The following is an 18803-nucleotide window of genomic DNA, read 5'->3' on the forward strand; positions in this document are numbered from 1 at the left end:
TATGATTGACTATCAGGGTAAGAACGTAGTCATTATTGGTCTGGGGATCACCGGCCTATCTTGCGTTCACTTTTTCCTTACGCGTGGTGTGGTGCCACGCGTGATGGATACCCGTGCAGTACCTCCTGGTGTAGACAAGCTTCCTGCTAATGTGGAGTGCCATAGTGGCAGCCTAAATAATCGCTGGTTGCAGTCAGCGGATTTGATCGTAGCCAGTCCGGGAATTGCCTTGGCGACTCCACAGTTACAACAAGCCGTACAAAACGGCATAGAGATTGTGGGCGATATTGAACTGTTCTGTCGTGAAGCTGACGCACCGATTGTGGCGATTACCGGCTCAAATGGTAAAAGCACCGTCACGTCATTGGTTGGTGAAATGGCAAAAGCAGCAGGGATTTCTGTTGGTGTTGGGGGGAATATAGGAACGCCAGCACTTTCATTACTCAATGCAGGGCATGATTTATACGTTTTAGAGCTTTCAAGTTTTCAACTGGAAACAACATCCAGCCTCAAAGCAGCAGCGGCAACGGTATTGAATATTAGTGAAGACCATATGGACAGATATCCATTAGGCCTAGAACAGTACCGTGAAGCAAAACTGAAAATTTATCATCAAGCCGAAAATTGTATTGTTAATGTGCAAGATGCGCTGACTTTACCGAAAGAACATTCATTGGATGAATGTATTGGTTTTGGGTTAAATCAAGGTGATTATTTCTTAGATACGCAAAAACGGGTATTAGTGGCAAAAGGTGAGGAACTACTAGATGTCAATGAAATGCACCTCACGGGGCAACATAATTACCTTAATGCGTTAGCCGCACTGGCATTGGCCGATGCAGTTCATCTTCCACGCCCTGCGTGTATTCAGGTATTGAAACAATATGCAGGGTTGGCACACCGCTTTGAATTAGTTTTATTTAATCGAGGCGTTCGTTGGATTAACGATTCCAAAGCGACCAATGTGGGGAGTACAGAAGCTGCGCTGAATGGTTTGCATGTTGATGGCACATTGTATTTATTACTAGGTGGTGACGGCAAGTCAGCAGATTTTTCACCATTAAAACAATACATTGAGGCAGATAACTACCGCTTATATTGTTTTGGTCAAGATGGTAAAGCGCTAGCGCAGATGGCACCTGAAAAATCAGTATTAACAGACACGATGGAACAAAGTCTGCGCCAAATTGCGCCACAATTGAAATCAGGTGACATGGTGCTGTTATCTCCTGCTTGCGCAAGCTTAGATCAATTTAAAAGTTTTGAGCAGCGTGGAGCCATATTTGCTCAATTGGCCAAGGAGTTAGGTTAATGATGATACCGGGTGCACTGCGTTTAAAAAATTGGGTCATAGGTGAAAAAAATGGCGTGATTTCAGGCACAACGCTTTATGACCGTACTCTGGTATGGTTGGCATTCGGCTTAGCTGCGGTCGGCTTTATCATGGTAACATCTGCATCGATGCCAGTCGGGCAACGTTTAACCGAAGACCCTTTCTACTTTGCTAAGCGTGATATGGTGTATATCGTCATTGCGTTTATTTTATCGTTAGGGATTATGCGCATTCCTATGGCTGTTTGGGAAAAATATAACTTCTTATTATTAATGGCATCGATGGCAATGTTAGTCGTGGTGCTAGTGGCAGGAAGTTCGGTTAACGGAGCATCGCGCTGGATAGACATCGGTTTGGTGAAGATCCAGCCTGCGGAAATCTCAAAACTTGCCTTGTTTTGTTATATATCGAGTTATTTAGTGCGTAAGGCTGATGAAGTGCGTACACGGTTTTTAGGCTTTATCAAGCCAATGTGTATTTTGATAATGATGGCTCTATTGCTGCTATTACAGCCTGATTTAGGTACGGTTATTGTACTCGTCGTGACAACACTGGGCTTATTATTTTTAGCAGGAGCAAGGTTAGCGCCATTTATCATTGGGATTGCAGCTTGTGTCGTCGGTGTGTTAGCGCTGATTTGGTTCGAGCCGTATCGTCTACGTCGTGTCACTTCTTTCATGAATCCTTGGGATGACCCTTTTGGAAGTGGTTATCAATTAACGCAATCTTTAATGGCCTTTGGGCGAGGTGAAATTTTTGGTCAGGGGCTAGGGAATTCAGTACAGAAATTAGAATATTTACCAGAGGCTCATACTGACTTTATTTTTTCTGTGCTAGCCGAAGAGTTGGGCTACTTCGGTGTGGTGTTGGTTTTGCTTATGGTATTTATGTTGGCATTTAGGGCGATGATGATTGGTCGTCGTGCACTGATGTCAAACCAATTATTTGGTGGCTATTTAGCATGCTCTATTGGTATTTGGTTTACTTTCCAAGCTTTGGTTAACGTCGGCGCGGCCTCCGGTATGTTACCGACGAAAGGTTTAACATTACCTTTAATTAGCTATGGTGGTTCAAGTTTGTTAGTTATGGCTGCGGCGATAGCAATATTGTTACGAATTGATTTTGAAACCCGCCTTGAAAAAGCACAGGCGTTTGTAAGGAGCGTTAAATGAGTCAGGCAAAAAAATTACTCGTCATGGCGGGGGGGACAGGCGGTCATGTTTTCCCAGGCTTGGCTGTGGCTCACTATTTGCAGGCTCAGGGCTGGGAAATTCGTTGGTTAGGTACTCAAGATCGTATGGAAGCCACATTAGTTCCTAAACATGGTATTGAGATCGAATTTATCCAAATATCAGGCTTAAGGGGCAAAGGATTAACTGCATTGCTAGGTGCTCCTTGGCGTATTTACAAAGCAATTCGTCAGGCGAAAGCGATTATTAAACGTTACCAACCTGATGCAGTCTTAGGTATGGGGGGCTATGTGTCTGGCCCTGGAGGCATTGCTGCTTGGCAGTGTGGTGTTCCGGTTGTTTTACATGAGCAAAACGGCATCGCAGGTTTAACGAATAAATGGTTATCTCGCATTGCAAAGCGTGTATTACAAGCGTTCCCCGGTGCATTTCCTCATGCCCCAGTGGTGGGTAATCCTGTACGGGAAGACGTACTTGCATTACCTGCTCCACAAATTCGCTTAGCGGGGCGTGATGGTGCGATACGCGTATTGGTTGTGGGTGGAAGCCAAGGTGCGCGTATATTAAATCAAGTTATGCCATTAGTTGCCGAAAAAACAGGCAAACAGTTAAATATCTGGCATCAAGCTGGAAAAGGCAGTAAGGAATCTACGGAAGCATTGTATAATAAACATATACAAGTTTCGGGTAATTCTGAGTATAAAGTTACTGAATTTATTGACGATATGGCGCAAGCTTACGCATGGGCAGATATTGTAGTTTGTCGATCAGGCGCCTTAACTGTCAGTGAAGTTGCAGCAGCAGGTTTACCTGCAATCTTTGTTCCTTTTCAGCATAAAGACCGCCAACAGTATTGGAATGCATTACCGCTTGAAAAGGCAGGCGCTGCAAAGATTTTAGAACAGCCACAGTTTACCGCTGACGCAGTGGCAAATTTACTGGAACAGTGGGACAGAGCTGAATTATTAGCGATGGCAGAAAAAGCCCACCGCTGTGCAATTACAGATGCAACGGAGCGAGTCGCTGCCGTCATTTGCGAAGTGGCTAGATAACATTAGCCATTATTGATACCGATTTAAACCGATTTAATTAGAAGCGAATAAATATAGTGAATACACAACAATTAGCGAAATTAAGAATATCAGTGCCAGAAATGAGAAGAGTCAGGCACATCCATTTTGTCGGCATCGGCGGTGCTGGCATGGGAGGTATCGCTGAAGTGTTGGCAAATGAAGGCTATGAAATTAGTGGTTCTGATTTAGCACCAAACGCAGTGACTCAACAATTGACCGAATTAGGCGCAACAATTTATTTTAACCACCGCCCTGAAAATGTTGAAAATGCGAGCGTGGTTGTGGTTTCGACTGCAATTTCAAATGAGAATCCTGAAATTCAAGCCGCCAAAGAGTTACGTATTCCTGTTATTCGTCGCGCTGAAATGTTAGCCGAGCTAATGCGTTATCGTCACGGTATCGCCGTTGCGGGAACACACGGAAAAACGACCACGACCGCAATGATTTCCGGCATTTATGCACAAGCTGGTTTGGACCCAACATTTGTCAATGGTGGGTTAGTGAAATCAGCGGGTACTCACGCTCGTTTAGGTAGTAGCCGCTACCTGATTGCAGAAGCAGACGAAAGCGATGCATCCTTCTTGCATTTGCAGCCATTAGTGGCGGTCGTTACCAATATTGAAGCTGACCATATGGATACCTATCAAGGCAACTTTGATAACTTAACAGACACGTTCATTAATTTTCTGCATAACTTACCCTTTTATGGGCGTGCGGTGATGTGTATCGATGATCCTGTTATTCGCTCACTATTGCCTAAAATTGGTCGCTATATCACGACTTATGGTTTCAGTGAAGACGCTGATGTGCGTATCACCAAATACGAACAAAAAGGCAATCAAGGCTTTTTTACAATTGCTCGCGAAGGGATGCCGGAATTGACTGTCGTATTGAATGCGCCGGGTCGTCATAATGCATTAAATGCCACTGCCGCAGTTGCGGTTGCAACGGAAGAAGGTATTGATGACTTACACATATTGTCTGCGTTAGTTGAATTCCAAGGAACGGGACGTCGTTTTGATTTTCTTGGCAATTTTGCACTGCGGAATGTGAATGGCAAACAAGGTGAAGTGATGCTAGTTGATGACTACGGTCACCACCCTACAGAAGTCGATGCAACAATTAAAGCGGCAAGAGCAGGTTGGCCTGACAAACGTATTGTGATGATTTTCCAGCCGCACCGTTATACGCGAACCCGTGATTTATATGACGACTTTGTTAACGTATTAGCACAAGTTGATGTTTTGCTCATGTTGGATGTTTATTCAGCAGGAGAGAAACATGTGCCAGGGGCCGATAGTCGCTCATTATGTAGAACAATTCGTGGTCGTGGTCAGATTGATCCTATTTATGTGGCAGAATCTGAACAAATTCCACATATACTCGCTCAAACTCTTGATGAAAATGATTTAATTTTAGTTCAAGGCGCAGGAAATATTGGTAAAATAGCTAAAAACTTAGCCGAAACGAAATTACAGCCGCCAATGGTCGAGGAATAAATATGACAGAGAAAGTTGCGGTTTTATTAGGAGGAACATCCGCTGAACGTGAGGTTTCACTTCAGTCCGGAAATGCTGTGCTCGCTGGGTTACGTCAGGCGGGTATTGATGCTCATCCTATTGATACCAAAGACTTTCCTGTTGAAACCTTAAAACAAGCTGGTTTCGATAAAGTGTTTATTGCCTTACATGGCCGTGGTGGGGAAGATGGCACGCTGCAAGGGCTATTGGAGTTTTTGAATTTACCTTATACCGGAAGTGGGGTGATGGCATGTGCGCTTAGTATGGACAAGTTAAGAACCAAACAATTATGGCAAGGCGCAGGATTAAATGTATCTCCTTATGTATACTTAACAAAATCGCAACACACTGAAATGACATACCAACAAATCACCGCAAAGGTTCAACAACTCGGTTTACCGCTGATTGTTAAACCTAACCTAGAGGGTTCTAGTGTTGGTATGAGCAAGGTCGATAGCTTAGAGGCATTGCCTACAGCCTTAGATTTAGCGTTTCAGTTTGATGAAACGGTATTAATCGAAAAATGGCTCAGTGGGCCTGAGTATACGGTTGCGGTATTAGGTGGAAAAGCCTTACCGTCAATTCGTATTCAACCACCGGGTGTTTTTTATGACTATGAAGCAAAATATTTGTCTGATGAAACGCGATATTTCTGCCCAAGTGGTTTAGATGAACAATTGGAGTCTGAACTTACACAACTCGCGATGACAGCATATCAAGCGGTTGGCTGTGAAGGTTGGGGGCGTGTTGATGTGATGCAAGATAGCAATGGTCAGTTTTATTTGCTGGAAGTTAACACATCACCGGGAATGACGAGCCATAGTTTAGTACCAATGGCAGCGCGTCAAGCAGGCATGGATTTTTCGCAGTTAGTTGTGCAAATTTTAAAATTGGCTCGTTGATATGTCACAGGCAGCATTAAACGTTAGGCATCATAAACATAAGAACGATGATGACCCACGTTCAGGTCCAAGTAATGGCGCATTCATAGGCGGTTTGCTTTTCTTCCTAATCGTTGTTGGCACCATTATTTGGAGTGGTTGGATGGTGATGACATGGATGAAAGATGCAGATCGGCTACCGATGTCAAAGTTGGTTTTAACAGGTGAGCGCCATTACACCAAAAATGATGATGTCCGAAAGGCCATTTTATCATTAGGGCAGCCCGGGACGTTTATGACTGTTGATGTCAACGCTATCCAAAACCAAATAAGTATGATGCCGTGGGTACGCCAAGTGACTGTGCGTAAACAGTGGCCAGATGAATTAAAAATACATATTGTTGAGTATCGCCCATTTGCGAGATGGAACGATCAAAATATGGTGGATGCAGAGGGTAGAGTATTTAACTTACCTATTAGTGAAAATGGCAAAGGTGATTATGTGCTGCTGTATGGACCACAAGGTAGCCAAAAAGAAGTTCTTAAAGAATTTGCAATTTTTAAGAACACGTTAGCAGCACATAATTTAAAGCTGAAGTCACTTTCAATGACGGCTCGCCATGCATGGCAAATTATTTTAGATAATGATGTCAGAATCGAATTGGGCAAAAAAGATGTGGCAGAGCGGTTAAATCGGTTCTTAGAACTGTATCCGCTTTTGCAGCAAACAACGGATAAACGGGTTGATTATGTTGACTTGCGTTATACCAGCGGTGCTGCGGTGGGCTGGGCGCCACTTTTGGTAGATGCTCCACCAAGTTTACAATAATGACTAATAACTCTAATTAGGCAGAAGAAATGATTAAAGCAACGGACAGAAAATTAGTGGTAGGCCTTGAAATTGGAACTTCCAAGGTGTCCGCCCTTGTTGGCGAAATTCTGCCCGATGGTATGGTTAATATTATTGGGGTGGGAAGTTGTCCATCTCGTGGAATGGACAAAGGTGGCGTAAATGACCTTGAGTCGGTGGTAAAATGTGTCCAAAGAGCCATCGATCAGGCAGAACTAATGGCAGATTGCCAAATATCTTCTGTCTATCTTGCGCTATCAGGCAAACATGTTAGCTGTCAAAATGAAATTGGTATGGTGCCAGTTTCAGAAGAAGAAGTGACTCAAGAAGATGTTGACAGCGTGGTACATACTGCAAAATCTGTTCGCGTACGTGACGAGCACCGAATTTTGCATGTGATCCCACAAGAGTTTGCGATTGATTACCAAGAGGGAATTAAAAACCCTGTTGGCTTATCGGGTGTGCGAATGCAAGCCAAAGTGCATCTGATTACCTGCCATAACGATATGGCAAAGAATATTGTTAAAGCGGTTGAACGTTGCGGGTTAAAAGTTGATCAACTTATTTTTGCTGGTCTAGCAGCAAGTTATAGCGTTTTAACTGAGGATGAACGTGAGTTAGGTGTTTGTGTCGTGGATATTGGTGGCGGCACCATGGACATGGCCGTTTATACTGGTGGGGCTTTACGTCATACTAAAGTGATCCCTTATGCAGGTAATGTAGTAACGAGTGATATCGCTTATGCATTCGGAACACCGCCAAGTGATGCTGAAGCAATTAAAGTGCGTCATGGGTGCGCGGTGGGTTCTATCGTCAGTAAAGATGAAACCGTTGAAGTGCCGAGTGTTGGTGGTCGTCCTCCTAGAAGTTTGCAACGCCAAACCTTAGCAGAAGTTATCGAGCCACGGTATACTGAGCTATTAAACTTAGTAAATGAAGAAATTTTAAATTTACAGGAACAGTTACGTCAACAAGGTGTCAAACACCATTTGGCAGCTGGTATCGTGTTGACAGGTGGAGCTGCGCAAATCGATGGTTTAGTTGAATGCGCTCAAAAAGTGTTCCATACACAAGTGCGCATTGGTACTCCACTCAACATCACAGGATTAACGGATTATGCGCAGGAGCCATATTATTCAACAGCAGTAGGGCTTCTGCATTACGGTAAAGAAAGCCATTTAGGCGATGATACCGAGACAGAAAAACGAGCATCAGTTAGCGGTTGGTTTAGTAAAGTCACTAGCTGGCTGAGAAAAGAATTTTAATTTTGATAAAGAAGCATATTATTAGCTTCAAAAGTAGTAAGCACAAAACGGAGAGACATTATGTTTGAACCAATGGAGCTAACCAACGATGCGGTGATTAAAGTCATCGGCGTTGGCGGCGGCGGCGGTAATGCCGTTGAACACATGGTGCGTGAGCGTATTGAAGGCGTTGAGTTCTTCGCTGTCAATACCGATGCACAGGCACTGCGTAAAACCGCAGTTGGACAAACTATCCAGATCGGTACAGGTATAACCAAAGGTCTGGGTGCTGGTGCAAACCCTGAAGTTGGCCGCAATGCGGCGGAGGAAGACCGAGAAGCGCTACGTAATGCGTTAGATGGTGCAGATATGGTCTTTATCGCCGCGGGAATGGGCGGTGGTACCGGAACAGGTGCTGCTCCAGTGGTTGCTGAAGTAGCAAAAGAGTTGGGTATTCTAACTGTTGCTGTCGTGACTAAACCTTTCAATTTTGAAGGTAAAAAGCGCATGGCATTTGCAGAAGCGGGTATCACTGAGTTATCAAAACATGTTGACTCATTGATCACCATCCCAAATGATAAATTATTAAAAGTACTTGGTCGTGGTATCTCATTACTGGATGCTTTTGGTGCGGCAAATGACGTGCTAAAAGGTGCCGTACAAGGTATCGCTGAACTGATTACTCGCCCAGGTTTGATGAACGTAGACTTTGCTGACGTGCGTACTGTAATGTCAGAAATGGGCTACGCAATGATGGGGTCAGGTGTTGCTCGCGGTGAAGATCGTGCCGAAGAAGCCGCTGAAATGGCTATTTCAAGCCCATTATTGGAAGATATCGACCTGTCAGGTGCACGTGGTGTGTTGGTTAACATCACGGCTGGTTTCGACCTGCGTTTGGATGAGTTTGAAACGGTGGGTAACACTATCCGTGCGTTCGCATCTGACAATGCAACTGTGGTAATCGGTACATCTCTCGACCCAGAAATGCACGAAGAACTGCGAGTGACTGTTGTTGCTACAGGTATTGGTATGGACAAACGTCCAGAAATTACTTTAGTTAGCAATAAAATGTCTCAGCAGGCGTCAATGGAACAGCGCTATCAGCAAATGCAAAATAGCATGTCTTCATTAACAGAAGAGAAACCAGCGGCTAAAGCGGTTAATGACCAAAATACGCAAACAAATAAAGAACCTGATTATCTTGATATTCCTGCGTTCTTGCGTAAACAGGCCGATTAATTTTATTTATATTGGTTTCTCCGCTTTTTGTGCTAAAATATCCTACTGATTATCTTGTAAGATGATCGGTAGGACTTATAACATTGCGAGAAAAATACGATGATCAAACAACGGACATTAAAACGTATTATTACAGCGACTGGTGTTGGTTTACACACCGGTAAGAAAGTTACGCTTACATTACGTCCAGCGCCGGCCAATACTGGGGTCATCTACCGTCGTACTGACCTTAATCCACCGGTTGATTTTCCGGCAGATGCGAAATCAGTTCGTGATACTATGTTATGTACTTGCTTAGTCAATGAAGATAACGTACGTATTTCAACCGTTGAGCATTTGAATGCGGCTTTAGCAGGATTAGGGATCGATAACATTGTTATTGAAGTCAATGCGCCTGAAATCCCGATTATGGATGGCAGTGCAGCACCATTTGTTTTCTTACTGCTCGATGGCGGTATTGAAGAATTAAATTGTGCAAAGAAATTTTTGCGTATTAAAGAAACTGTACGTGTTGAAGATGGTGATAAATGGGCAGAGATGCGACCTTATAATGGGTTTAGTCTTGATTTCACTATCGATTTCCAACATCCGGCGATTGATAGCAGCACACAAAGCTACTCACTTGATTTCTCCGCGGAATCATTTGTGAATCAAATCAGTCGAGCGCGTACTTTTGGTTTTATGCGTGATATTGAATATCTGCAATCAAAAGGCTTATGCTTAGGCGGTAGTTTCGACTGTGCTATTGTTGTTGACGACTATAAAGTCCTCAACGAAGATGGCTTACGTTTTGAAGATGAATTCGTTCGTCACAAAATGTTGGATGCAATTGGTGACTTATTTATATGTGGCCACAACATTATCGGCGCATTTACTGCGTTTAAATCAGGTCATGCATTGAATAACAAACTATTACAAGCAGTTTTAGCAAAAGAATCTGCTTGGGAGCTGGTCACCTTTGAAGATGAAGCTCAATTGCCAGTGGCATTCAAAGCACCTTCAACTGTATACGCATAATATTATTATGCGGCTATCTCCGATATTTATCGGGGTTAGTCTTTTCTGTTGGTTGTACTAGTACTCTCTCCGGCTAGTGCAGCCAACCGTTCAAACCTTTCTTTTAAGCCTTTAGGGCTATTCTCAGCCAATTTCAATAATGTTAATGCAGTCTGTGTGCTGATTTGGCGTTCGTTCATTTTTTGTGTTGATGGAACTACTTGCTTGTTTATTGACCGATTTTGTTGCGATTTTCGCATTAGATCTGGGTTGATTCTGATGTCGATTGACGATAAAGATGGTAGAATAGACATCCTTAATGCAGAAAGTAGATTTAATTTTTCGTAATTAAGTCGGGTCATCCAACTGGCATTTGCTACTTCAATGACCACAATATTATTACGGTAGTTAGCAACACGACACATTGGTTTGATTTCAGCTGGAAGCAAACCTTTTACTGCACGGTTCAGCTTAATAATGGCTTTCGCATTACGCTGAATAGCTTGTAAGGTGTTCGATGATGTTGCCAATGATCCTTCAAGAACATCAAACAGTGCTTGTGGATGGCTATCTCTCATTTTCGGCTCCGGCTAACGATGATATAAAACGAATCTACTACAGATATTAATATTGTCACGCATTCATTATATAAGAGTTTAATGGGCATTTTAAATTTTTGGCGACAACTTGGTAGAAAATACTTTTGGTCTCACCTGCTATTAGGTGTTGTGGCCACGGGTGTCGGCTTGCCTACAATTTTAAATGCACTCTCTGAATCCCAACTAACGCAGGTCAATTCCTCTTCTGTTAACCGCCAGAGTCAAGCCGTTAACGCGTTTGATAATTTATTTGCTCAACAGAATTCGCAACGTTCTTCGTCATCATCCTATTCAGTTAATTACTGGCAGCAGCACGCAGTGAGAAATGTGATTCGCCAACTCACTTTCGCGTTTTCCTCGACTGAAGATGATGATGTAAGCACTGCTAAGAAAGAGTCAGAGCAGCAAATTGTTCCTGAACTAATGTTAGATACGCTCTATGCCATGCTGGCACAGCGTTCACTTCAGTGGGATACCCGTGTTGCTCAAGTTAGTCATTATGACTACCCTCACTTTATTGTCTACCAACCTGCCATTTGGATCGCTCAAGTCCATGGTATTCGAGCAGGCCCGTTAACTGCATAATCTCCATTTAGTGACTTAACAGCACGAATTGCTGGGCTGTTTTGTGTCGTAAAATTCATTTTAAATTCAAATAACTAATTGATTTTTAGAGATTAAGAGTATGTTAACAAAGATTCTAACTAAAGTTTTTGGTAGCCGTAATGATCGTACATTACGTCGTTTGCGTAAAGAAGTTGAGAAAATTAACCGTTTAGAGCCAGATTTCGAGAAACTATCGGATGAAGAGCTAAAAGCGAAAACGGCAGAGTTTCGCGAGCGTTTGGCAAAAAATGAAAGCCTAGAAAGTATTATCCCTGAAGCCTTTGCTACAGTTCGTGAGGCGAGTAAGCGTGTGTTTGGCATGCGTCACTTTGATGTTCAGTTAATCGGTGGGATGGTGCTCAATGAGCGCTGTATCGCTGAAATGCGTACTGGTGAAGGTAAAACATTAACGGCAACATTACCCGCATATATCAATGCGTTAACAGGTAAAGGTGTTCACGTGGTTACCGTGAACGACTACTTAGCAAAACGAGATGCAGAAAACAACCGTCCATTATTCGAATTTTTAGGTTTAACTGTTGGTATTAACTTACCGGGCATGGCGCCACCGGCAAAACGTGAAGCATATGCAGCAGATATTACATACGGTACTAACAACGAATTTGGTTTTGATTACCTGCGTGACAACATGGCATTTAGCCCTGAAGAGCGTGTTCAACGTAAACTTCATTATGCATTAGTGGATGAGGTGGACTCAATCCTTATCGACGAGGCTCGTACCCCTCTGATCATTTCAGGTCCAGCGGAAGATAGCTCAGAACTTTATCAAAAAGTGGATAAACTGATCCCCCATCTACAACGCCAAGAGAAAGAAGATTCTGATACTTTTCAAGGTGAAGGCCATTTCTCCGTTGATGAAAAATCACGCCAAGTGACAATAACTGAACGTGGTTTGGTGTTAATTGAAGAGCTATTGTCAAAAGAAGGCTTAATGGAAGAAGGGGAGTCGTTATACTCACCGGCTAACATTATGTTAATGCACCATGTGATGGCAGGTTTACGTGCCCATGCTCTGTTTACTTTAGACGTTGATTATATTGTTAAAGACGGCCAAATTGTTATTGTTGATGAACATACAGGCCGTACAATGGAAGGGCGCCGTTGGTCAGATGGTTTGCATCAAGCAGTAGAAGCAAAAGAAGGCGTTGAAATTCAAAATGAAAACCAAACGTTGGCATCTATTACTTTCCAGAACTATTTCCGTTTATATGAGAAATTAGCTGGTATGACCGGTACTGCTGATACCGAAGCTTTTGAATTTAGCTCTATTTATAAACTCGATACGATTGTTATTCCAACTAACCGTCCAATGGTTCGTAAAGACTTACCCGATCTTGTTTATATGAATGAGGCAGATAAATTTGCTGCGATTATTGAAGATATTCGTGAGAGAACCGCTAATGGCCAACCCGTTCTAGTCGGTACCATCTCTATTGAAAAATCTGAGTTGATTTCTAATGCCCTGAAAAAAGCTAAAATCAAGCATAACGTTTTGAACGCTAAATTTCACGCGATGGAAGCTGATATTATTGCTAACGCAGGTCAACCTGGGGCAGTAACTATCGCAACCAATATGGCAGGTCGTGGTACAGATATTATGTTGGGGGGAAGCTGGCAGACTGAAGTGGCAGCATTAGAAGAGCCAACCCAAGAACAAATCGATGAAATTAAAGCAAATTGGCAAGCTCGCCATGATGCAGTGTTAGCTTCAGGCGGCTTACATATTATTGGTACAGAGCGCCATGAATCACGCCGTATCGATAACCAGTTACGTGGTCGTGCGGGTCGTCAAGGGGATGCGGGTTCATCTCGTTTCTACCTATCAATGGAAGATGCGTTGATGCGTATTTTTGCTTCAGACCGTGTCACTGGTATGATGAAAAAACTAGGTATGAAACCAGGTGAAGCGATTGAGCATCCGTGGGTAACTAAAGCGATTGCTAATGCACAGCGTAAAGTTGAAAGTCGCAACTTTGATATTCGTAAACAATTACTGGAATATGATGATGTTGCCAGTGATCAACGTCGTGCTATTTATACTCAACGTAATGAACTACTTGATGGTGGTGATATCAAGGAAACCGTTGATAGCATTCGTGAGGATGTATTCACAGCTACAATGGATGCATATATTCCACCTCAATCATTAGAAGAGATGTGGGATATCGAAGGGTTACATCAACGTTTAGTTAATGATTTTGACCTCGATTTACCAATTAAAGAATGGTTGGATAAAGAACCCGAGCTACACGAAGAAACTTTACGCGAACGTATTATGGAGAAAGCCGTTGAGATCTATGAGCGTAAAGAGGAAATTGTGGGCGCTGAAACGATGCGTAATTTTGAAAAAGGTGTCATGCTACAAACATTAGATACCTTATGGAAAGAGCATTTGGCTTCAATGGACTATTTACGCCAAGGTATTCATTTACGTGGCTATGCGCAAAAAGATCCTAAACAAGAGTATAAACGCGAGTCTTTCAGCATGTTTGCTAGCATGCTAGAGGCATTGAAATATGAAGTGATCAGCACGTTATCCAAAGTTCAAGTTCGTTTACCGGAAGAGGTCGAAGCTTTAGAACAACAACGTCGTGAAGAAGCTGAACGCTTAGCGAAAAAGCAGCAGTTGAGCCACGAAGCAGGCTCTGAATCTTTAATGACGGAAACTGAAGTTCAAATGGCAACTCAAGGTCACAAGATTGGCCGTAATGATCCATGCCCTTGTGGTTCAGGTAAAAAATATAAACAATGTCATGGCCGCTTAAACTAATTAGTTTTTAACTTTATTAATAATAAGACAAAGGCGGGGTAACCCGCCTTTTTAACGAAAAAATTATGGAAAAAAAACATCTGCATATTGCCGCTGGAATTATTCGTAATTCAAATGAGCAAATTTTTATTACCAAGCGCCCTGAAGGAACTCACATGGCGGGGTTCTGGGAGTTTCCGGGGGGAAAGCTAGAAAAAGGTGAACGCCCTGAAGATGCACTCAGTCGTGAGCTTGAGGAAGAAGTTGGGATCATCGTGAATCACTGTGAACTTTTTCACCGCGTAGACTGTGAGTTTGAAGATAGGTTTATTACCCTTTATTTCTTTGTTGTTTCTAAATGGGACAACGAGCCATTCGGTAAAGAAGGGCAGGATTCACGTTGGATTGATCAATGTGACTTAGTCGCTGATGAGTTTCCGCCCGCAAATAGAGTCGTTGTAGATATGCTCACACAAAAAAGTAGGCAAGTTTAATCAGGCAGTAGGTGGAAAATACACAGAATTATTTACAGGGTCAATAACTCGCTTTTTTGTATTTTCCACTCAAGCTGTATTTTTACTGTTCGGGTTGTTCACTCCAATCATCGCTGTCAGATATATCTCCTTGACTAGCAATACGTTTTTCTTCACTAGCCCATTCACCAAGGTCAATAAGTTGGCAACGTTTGCTACAAAATGGTCGATAGGGACTATTTTCATTCCAAATAACAACTTTTTGACAAGTAGGGCAATTAACTTCAATGATTTCACTCATAAAACACGTCTCTAGCTAGCAACAGGATAATTCAAAATTAATAATCTCTGGCAGTATACCATTCTCGCTATTAATATGTAGAAAACGTAGAGCAAAGCGTGTCTTATGACCTGAAATTTGAGGATAAATAAGGTGCTCCGCAGATAATTTAATACGCAATAACTCTTTGCCGTCGACGTTACTTTGATAAAAGCCATTATGCGATTCTTTAGGCTCAAAGTTTCCACTTTGGCGTATCAAGGTGAGAATTGTTTTTAATGCATCATTAAGAGGATCAATGCTTTGTAGCCAGCCTGCGATGGCGTTATCTCGTTCTTGTTGGGGAATACTCAACCATAATTGCAATGTAGGCAAATCGAAACCACAGCAACCGCCTGGAATACTTAACCGCTGGCGTACCATGCCAATTATTTTATCTGTTCGTAAATGATGACCAAAACGCGGTACAGACTTTAATCGCGAGGCCTTATCGGTTAATTGTTGTAATAAGGAAGAGATTAACTGATCGTCTGCGTTAGGTGCAGCAGCCCAAGTAGACAGACGAGAACGTTGCTTTTCGAGTTCTTTAATTAATTCAGAACGTACTTCACCTCGGTCAAGTATTTCAATCAATTCAGACACAGAACGAAAAAAAGCAATACCCGTAGAATAGGAGGTTATATTACTAAGATCATAGACTTGAGATAAAAGCGTTTCAAGGCGCAACCAAGAACGGATCTTTTCATTCATGGGATATTCATAAGTAATAGAGTTTATTGTAGTCAGTTCGCCCATTTTGATTCCTAATATTTTATTTTTGCTAGTGTCAAATATTGGTTATGAAGCATTGCTACTTTGTGCGCAAGATTAATATCGTTTGTATGGTTTGTAATTATATCGTCAGCATAAGATAAACGTGTTTCTCGGTTTACTTGTGCATTAAGTATATTTGTAATTTGTTTAAGATTAGTATTATCTCTTTTTAAGGTGCGTTCAATTTGTTCTTTGCGCGTGACATCGACAACAAGTACTCGATTAGCTAGATGCTGAATGTTATTTTCTATCAATAAGGGAACAACCCATAATACATAAGGATATTTTAATTGTTGAAGTTGCTTTTGTGTTTCTTGTTGGATCAGCGGGTGCAGCAATGCATTTAACCATTTTTTTTCATCGGGATTAGAAAAAATAACTTCCCGTAGTTTTTTTCTATCTAGTGAGCCTGTAGGAAGAATGATTTCTTCACCAAAATGAGATTTTATTGCTTTGAAAGCGGTTGTATTAGGCTCTACGACTTGGCGAGCAATAACATCAGCATCGACAAGGGGAACTCCCAGTTTGGCAAATTCATTTGCTACTGTTGTTTTTCCACTTCCAATACCACCTGTCAAAGCTACTATATATGGCATAAAATTATTCATTTATTAACAGGAAGAAAATAGATTACACTGAAATAACGCATTTGTCTTCATTCAAATTAATCTTAATGTGAATAGTTAAAAATACTTATGAAATATATCAAAATTCAACTTAAGTAAACTAAAAGTATAATGAATTTATCATCATGAAATAGGTTTATAACTCACTTATAACGTTACCTAAGTTAAATATTGGCAAATACATTGCTAGCATAATCACACCAACCAATATAGCCATTATAGCAAGCAAAATAGGCTCAAGGTTTTTAAGGGAACGCTCACTATAGATAATATATTGCTCAGAATAATATTTAAATAAGTATTTGGTAAAATAGTTAAGTCTACCTGACTCTTCCGCTATAGATATTAGCTGTATAGATAAGGTAGGGAAAAGGTTGGTTTTTTTCATTGCATCAGATAACAGCTCCCCTTGATCTACTAAGTTAGATATTAATTTACAATCTTTATTATATTGTTGGTTACTGATGGTATGGATTGTGCATGCTAAGCATTCGGATAACGATAATCCTACTTTAATTGTTGAATACATTGTGAGAAAGTATAGGCTTAGATAATGAATGCGGATAGCCTTTTTAACAAACGGAATATATATTATGAGTTTTTGAATTAATAATATATATTTTTCTTTAAATTTAAATAATGATGCTATGAAAAGGAAAAATAATAATAATATACAAAAGAACTGACTTTTTAATGTTTCTGATATGAGGATTATAACCTTTGTTAAAAGTGGTAACTCTTGTTGGAAGTTTTGATATATGTCGTTAAATTGGGGGACAACATAGAGCATCATTATTATTAATAATAGAACAGAAAATAATGAAAGTATTAGAGGGTAACGTGTTGCTTTTTTTATCAATAGTAATGTTTTTTCATTATGTTCTAATATTGAAACAATAGCTCGAAAACTTTCATCATATTGCCCAGTTTTCTCAGCTACCAAAATAAGACTGATAATGGTTTCATTAAATATTAATGGATAATTTGCGAAGTATTGTGATAGTTTTTCACCTTTTTCTAAATGCTGAATTGAGTTTGTTATTATGCTTATCCAAAAAGGAAGTTGGCAGTTGGATTTAAGTACTTTTAGACATTGAACTAGGTTGATTCCAGATGAAGATAAAATACTTAATTGATGAAAGAAATGTGTTCGGTAATTAATGTTTTCAAGGTTTAAAATAAAAAAACGTTGAAATTTTATTTTTAATGGAGTTAAATTATTTTTTGTGATTTCTATAAAAGCATTTTTTTTATCTTTGGCGATAATTGTATTTTTGACTAAATTATTATTAATATCGGTGGCTATGTATGAATAAATAAACATTTTAACCTCTTTCATGTCCAATGATAGAATAAATTTCTTGGAGCGTTGTTTCCCCTGAACTAACAAGTTTTAAACCAGCTTTAAACAGATTATCAAATCCGTCTAAGACATTTAATTTTCCGTAAAAGAAGTTATCTATCTTTTTCTGATCTAGATATTCATAGATGGCAGTTCTTCCCATAAATCCAGAAAAACAAAGCTCACAACCGTTAGATGACCATTCATTGATAGTGTTTCTTTCATCTAATTTAGTTTGTTGCGGCACTGTTTTCTTGCAATGAGGGCAGAGTTTACGTACCAATCTTTGTGCAATGATCATTTTTAAGCATGATTTTAATTGGGTGTGATCTATGCCTAATTGTTCCATTCGGTCTATCGCGCTAAGAGTACAATTGGTATGTAGCGTTGATAGTACTAAGTGACCTGTTTGAGCAGCTCTAGTCGCAATTTGGGCTGTTTCTTCGTCTCTTATCTCGCCAATCATTATAATATCAGGGTCTTGTCTTAGAAGGGCCCGTAGAATGAAAGCAAAGCTTAGTTCATATTTTTCATTAACTTGTGTTTGATTGATGCCTTGTAGAGGAATTTCAATAGGGTCTTCAATAGTTGATATGTTTCGTGAAGACTGGTTTAAGTACTCTAATGCACTGTATAAGGTGACTGTTTTGCCACTTCCCGTTGGCCCTGTAACTAGAATTAGTCCTTGAGGTTGATTCAGACATTTTTTTAGTGATTTAAGAAGGGAAGAGCACATCCCTATGTGCTCTAATGAATATTTCAATTGGGTATTAAGTATCCGTAATACAAGTTTTTCACCATAAAGTGTTGGAATACTAGATAGGCGAATACTGTAGTTCTGTGGGACTTCCCTTGTTATGGTGGCTGATAATATCATAATGCATATTTTATGATCAGGGATTACTATCATGGACGAAAAGTCTCTTTACGCCCGAATACTCAATTTATCCCCTCCTTGGAGTGTCGCT

The 18803-nt window shown here is 40.9% G+C and carries 18 protein-coding genes; 12 read left to right on the forward strand and 6 right to left on the reverse strand.

What is annotated here, in order from left to right:
• Position 1 precedes the first annotated feature (1 nt).
• The 9 genes from murD to lpxC all read left to right on the forward strand — a co-directional run bounded on the left by murD (position 2) and on the right by lpxC (position 10347).
• On the forward strand, positions 2 to 1312 hold the full coding sequence (gene murD, locus ACLPIE_RS06885) for a UDP-N-acetylmuramoyl-L-alanine--D-glutamate ligase (RefSeq protein ID WP_430260784.1): 1311 nt from the start codon (positions 2 to 4) through the stop codon (positions 1310 to 1312).
• On the forward strand, positions 1312 to 2505 hold the full coding sequence (ftsW, locus tag ACLPIE_RS06890) for a cell division protein FtsW (protein ID WP_430260785.1): 1194 nt from the start codon (positions 1312 to 1314) through the stop codon (positions 2503 to 2505). The genes murD and ftsW overlap by 1 nt, the downstream gene beginning before the upstream one ends.
• Positions 2502 to 3575: an undecaprenyldiphospho-muramoylpentapeptide beta-N-acetylglucosaminyltransferase gene (murG, locus tag ACLPIE_RS06895; RefSeq protein WP_430260786.1), complete on the forward strand. Its 1074-nt coding sequence runs from the start codon at positions 2502 to 2504 to the stop codon at positions 3573 to 3575. The genes ftsW and murG overlap by 4 nt, the downstream gene beginning before the upstream one ends.
• Positions 3576 to 3631: 56 nt before the next feature.
• Positions 3632 to 5095 carry a UDP-N-acetylmuramate--L-alanine ligase gene (murC, locus tag ACLPIE_RS06900; RefSeq protein WP_430260787.1) on the forward strand — a complete coding sequence of 488 codons (1464 nt, stop codon included), beginning with the start codon at positions 3632 to 3634 and terminating at the stop codon, positions 5093 to 5095.
• A 2-nt stretch (positions 5096 to 5097) separates the two neighbouring features.
• Positions 5098 to 6018: a D-alanine--D-alanine ligase gene (locus ACLPIE_RS06905; RefSeq protein WP_430260788.1), complete on the forward strand. Its 921-nt coding sequence runs from the start codon at positions 5098 to 5100 to the stop codon at positions 6016 to 6018.
• Position 6019: 1 nt separating this feature from the next.
• Positions 6020 to 6826: a cell division protein FtsQ gene (gene ftsQ, locus ACLPIE_RS06910; RefSeq protein WP_430260789.1), complete on the forward strand. Its 807-nt coding sequence runs from the start codon at positions 6020 to 6022 to the stop codon at positions 6824 to 6826.
• A gap of 29 nt (positions 6827 to 6855) precedes the next feature.
• Positions 6856 to 8112 carry a cell division protein FtsA gene (gene ftsA / locus ACLPIE_RS06915; RefSeq protein ID WP_210837392.1) on the forward strand — a complete coding sequence of 419 codons (1257 nt, stop codon included), beginning with the start codon at positions 6856 to 6858 and terminating at the stop codon, positions 8110 to 8112.
• Between the two features lie 60 nt (positions 8113 to 8172).
• Positions 8173 to 9330 (forward strand): cell division protein FtsZ, encoded by a 1158-nt coding sequence (ftsZ, locus tag ACLPIE_RS06920; protein WP_004262022.1) that lies wholly within the window; start codon positions 8173 to 8175, stop codon positions 9328 to 9330.
• 99 nt (positions 9331 to 9429) lie between these two features.
• The gene (lpxC, locus tag ACLPIE_RS06925; protein ID WP_430260790.1) at positions 9430 to 10347 is read left to right on the forward strand and encodes a UDP-3-O-acyl-N-acetylglucosamine deacetylase; all 918 of its coding nucleotides are present in this window, start codon (positions 9430 to 9432) and stop codon (positions 10345 to 10347) included.
• 35 nt (positions 10348 to 10382) lie between these two features.
• On the opposite strand, the gene ACLPIE_RS06930 is transcribed toward lpxC, so the two are convergent.
• Positions 10383 to 10904, reverse strand: coding sequence for a DUF721 domain-containing protein (locus ACLPIE_RS06930; protein ID WP_430260791.1), 522 nt, complete (start codon positions 10902 to 10904; stop codon positions 10383 to 10385).
• An 81-nt stretch (positions 10905 to 10985) separates the two neighbouring features.
• Here ACLPIE_RS06930 and secM point away from each other — a divergent pair, with 81 nt between their 5' ends.
• The 3 genes from secM to mutT all read left to right on the forward strand — a co-directional run bounded on the left by secM (position 10986) and on the right by mutT (position 14795).
• The gene (gene secM, locus ACLPIE_RS06935) at positions 10986 to 11510 is read left to right on the forward strand and encodes a secA translation cis-regulator SecM (protein WP_430260792.1); all 525 of its coding nucleotides are present in this window, start codon (positions 10986 to 10988) and stop codon (positions 11508 to 11510) included.
• 100 nt (positions 11511 to 11610) lie between these two features.
• Positions 11611 to 14322, forward strand: coding sequence for a preprotein translocase subunit SecA (gene secA, locus ACLPIE_RS06940; protein ID WP_430260793.1), 2712 nt, complete (start codon positions 11611 to 11613; stop codon positions 14320 to 14322).
• Between the two features lie 65 nt (positions 14323 to 14387).
• Positions 14388 to 14795, forward strand: coding sequence for an 8-oxo-dGTP diphosphatase MutT (gene mutT / locus ACLPIE_RS06945; protein WP_430260794.1), 408 nt, complete (start codon positions 14388 to 14390; stop codon positions 14793 to 14795).
• 82 nt (positions 14796 to 14877) lie between these two features.
• Here the strand turns inward: mutT and yacG are convergent, their stop codons facing one another.
• From yacG to ACLPIE_RS06970, 5 genes are all read right to left on the reverse strand, one after another.
• Positions 14878 to 15075 (reverse strand): DNA gyrase inhibitor YacG, encoded by a 198-nt coding sequence (yacG, locus tag ACLPIE_RS06950; protein ID WP_430260795.1) that lies wholly within the window; start codon positions 15073 to 15075, stop codon positions 14878 to 14880.
• Between the two features lie 15 nt (positions 15076 to 15090).
• Positions 15091 to 15849, reverse strand: a complete 759-nt coding sequence (gene zapD, locus ACLPIE_RS06955) for a cell division protein ZapD (protein WP_430260796.1) — start codon at positions 15847 to 15849, stop codon at positions 15091 to 15093.
• A gap of 8 nt (positions 15850 to 15857) precedes the next feature.
• On the reverse strand, positions 15858 to 16463 hold the full coding sequence (gene coaE / locus ACLPIE_RS06960) for a dephospho-CoA kinase (RefSeq protein WP_430260797.1): 606 nt from the start codon (positions 16461 to 16463) through the stop codon (positions 15858 to 15860).
• 166 nt (positions 16464 to 16629) lie between these two features.
• Complete coding sequence (locus ACLPIE_RS06965) at positions 16630 to 17817, reverse strand: type II secretion system F family protein (RefSeq protein WP_430260798.1); 1188 nt, start codon at positions 17815 to 17817, stop codon at positions 16630 to 16632.
• A 1-nt stretch (position 17818) separates the two neighbouring features.
• Positions 17819 to 18745, reverse strand: a complete 927-nt coding sequence (locus ACLPIE_RS06970; protein ID WP_430260799.1) for an ATPase, T2SS/T4P/T4SS family — start codon at positions 18743 to 18745, stop codon at positions 17819 to 17821.
• Positions 18746 to 18803 lie beyond the last annotated feature (58 nt).

Origin of the sequence: Providencia sp. Me31A (genome assembly GCF_050487165.1) — a bacterium.
GTDB lineage: Bacteria > Pseudomonadota > Gammaproteobacteria > Enterobacterales > Enterobacteriaceae > Providencia.

Coding starts and splice junctions, on each gene's coding strand:
- zapD (WP_430260796.1), bottom strand. CDS start 15,849: ATGGGCGAACTGACTACAATAAACTCTATTACTTATGAATATCCCATG.
- murG (WP_430260786.1), top strand. CDS start 2,502: ATGAGTCAGGCAAAAAAATTACTCGTCATGGCGGGGGGGACAGGCGGT.
- yacG (WP_430260795.1), bottom strand. CDS start 15,075: ATGAGTGAAATCATTGAAGTTAATTGCCCTACTTGTCAAAAAGTTGTT.
- murD (WP_430260784.1), top strand. CDS start 2: ATGATTGACTATCAGGGTAAGAACGTAGTCATTATTGGTCTGGGGATC.
- ACLPIE_RS06905 (WP_430260788.1), top strand. CDS start 5,098: ATGACAGAGAAAGTTGCGGTTTTATTAGGAGGAACATCCGCTGAACGT.
- ACLPIE_RS06965 (WP_430260798.1), bottom strand. CDS start 17,817: ATGTTTATTTATTCATACATAGCCACCGATATTAATAATAATTTAGTC.
- coaE (WP_430260797.1), bottom strand. CDS start 16,463: ATGCCATATATAGTAGCTTTGACAGGTGGTATTGGAAGTGGAAAAACA.
- mutT (WP_430260794.1), top strand. CDS start 14,388: ATGGAAAAAAAACATCTGCATATTGCCGCTGGAATTATTCGTAATTCA.
- ftsA (WP_210837392.1), top strand. CDS start 6,856: ATGATTAAAGCAACGGACAGAAAATTAGTGGTAGGCCTTGAAATTGGA.
- ACLPIE_RS06930 (WP_430260791.1), bottom strand. CDS start 10,904: ATGAGAGATAGCCATCCACAAGCACTGTTTGATGTTCTTGAAGGATCA.
- lpxC (WP_430260790.1), top strand. CDS start 9,430: ATGATCAAACAACGGACATTAAAACGTATTATTACAGCGACTGGTGTT.
- ACLPIE_RS06970 (WP_430260799.1), bottom strand. CDS start 18,745: ATGATAGTAATCCCTGATCATAAAATATGCATTATGATATTATCAGCC.
- secA (WP_430260793.1), top strand. CDS start 11,611: ATGTTAACAAAGATTCTAACTAAAGTTTTTGGTAGCCGTAATGATCGT.
- ftsQ (WP_430260789.1), top strand. CDS start 6,020: ATGTCACAGGCAGCATTAAACGTTAGGCATCATAAACATAAGAACGAT.
- secM (WP_430260792.1), top strand. CDS start 10,986: ATGGGCATTTTAAATTTTTGGCGACAACTTGGTAGAAAATACTTTTGG.
- ftsW (WP_430260785.1), top strand. CDS start 1,312: ATGATGATACCGGGTGCACTGCGTTTAAAAAATTGGGTCATAGGTGAA.
- ftsZ (WP_004262022.1), top strand. CDS start 8,173: ATGTTTGAACCAATGGAGCTAACCAACGATGCGGTGATTAAAGTCATC.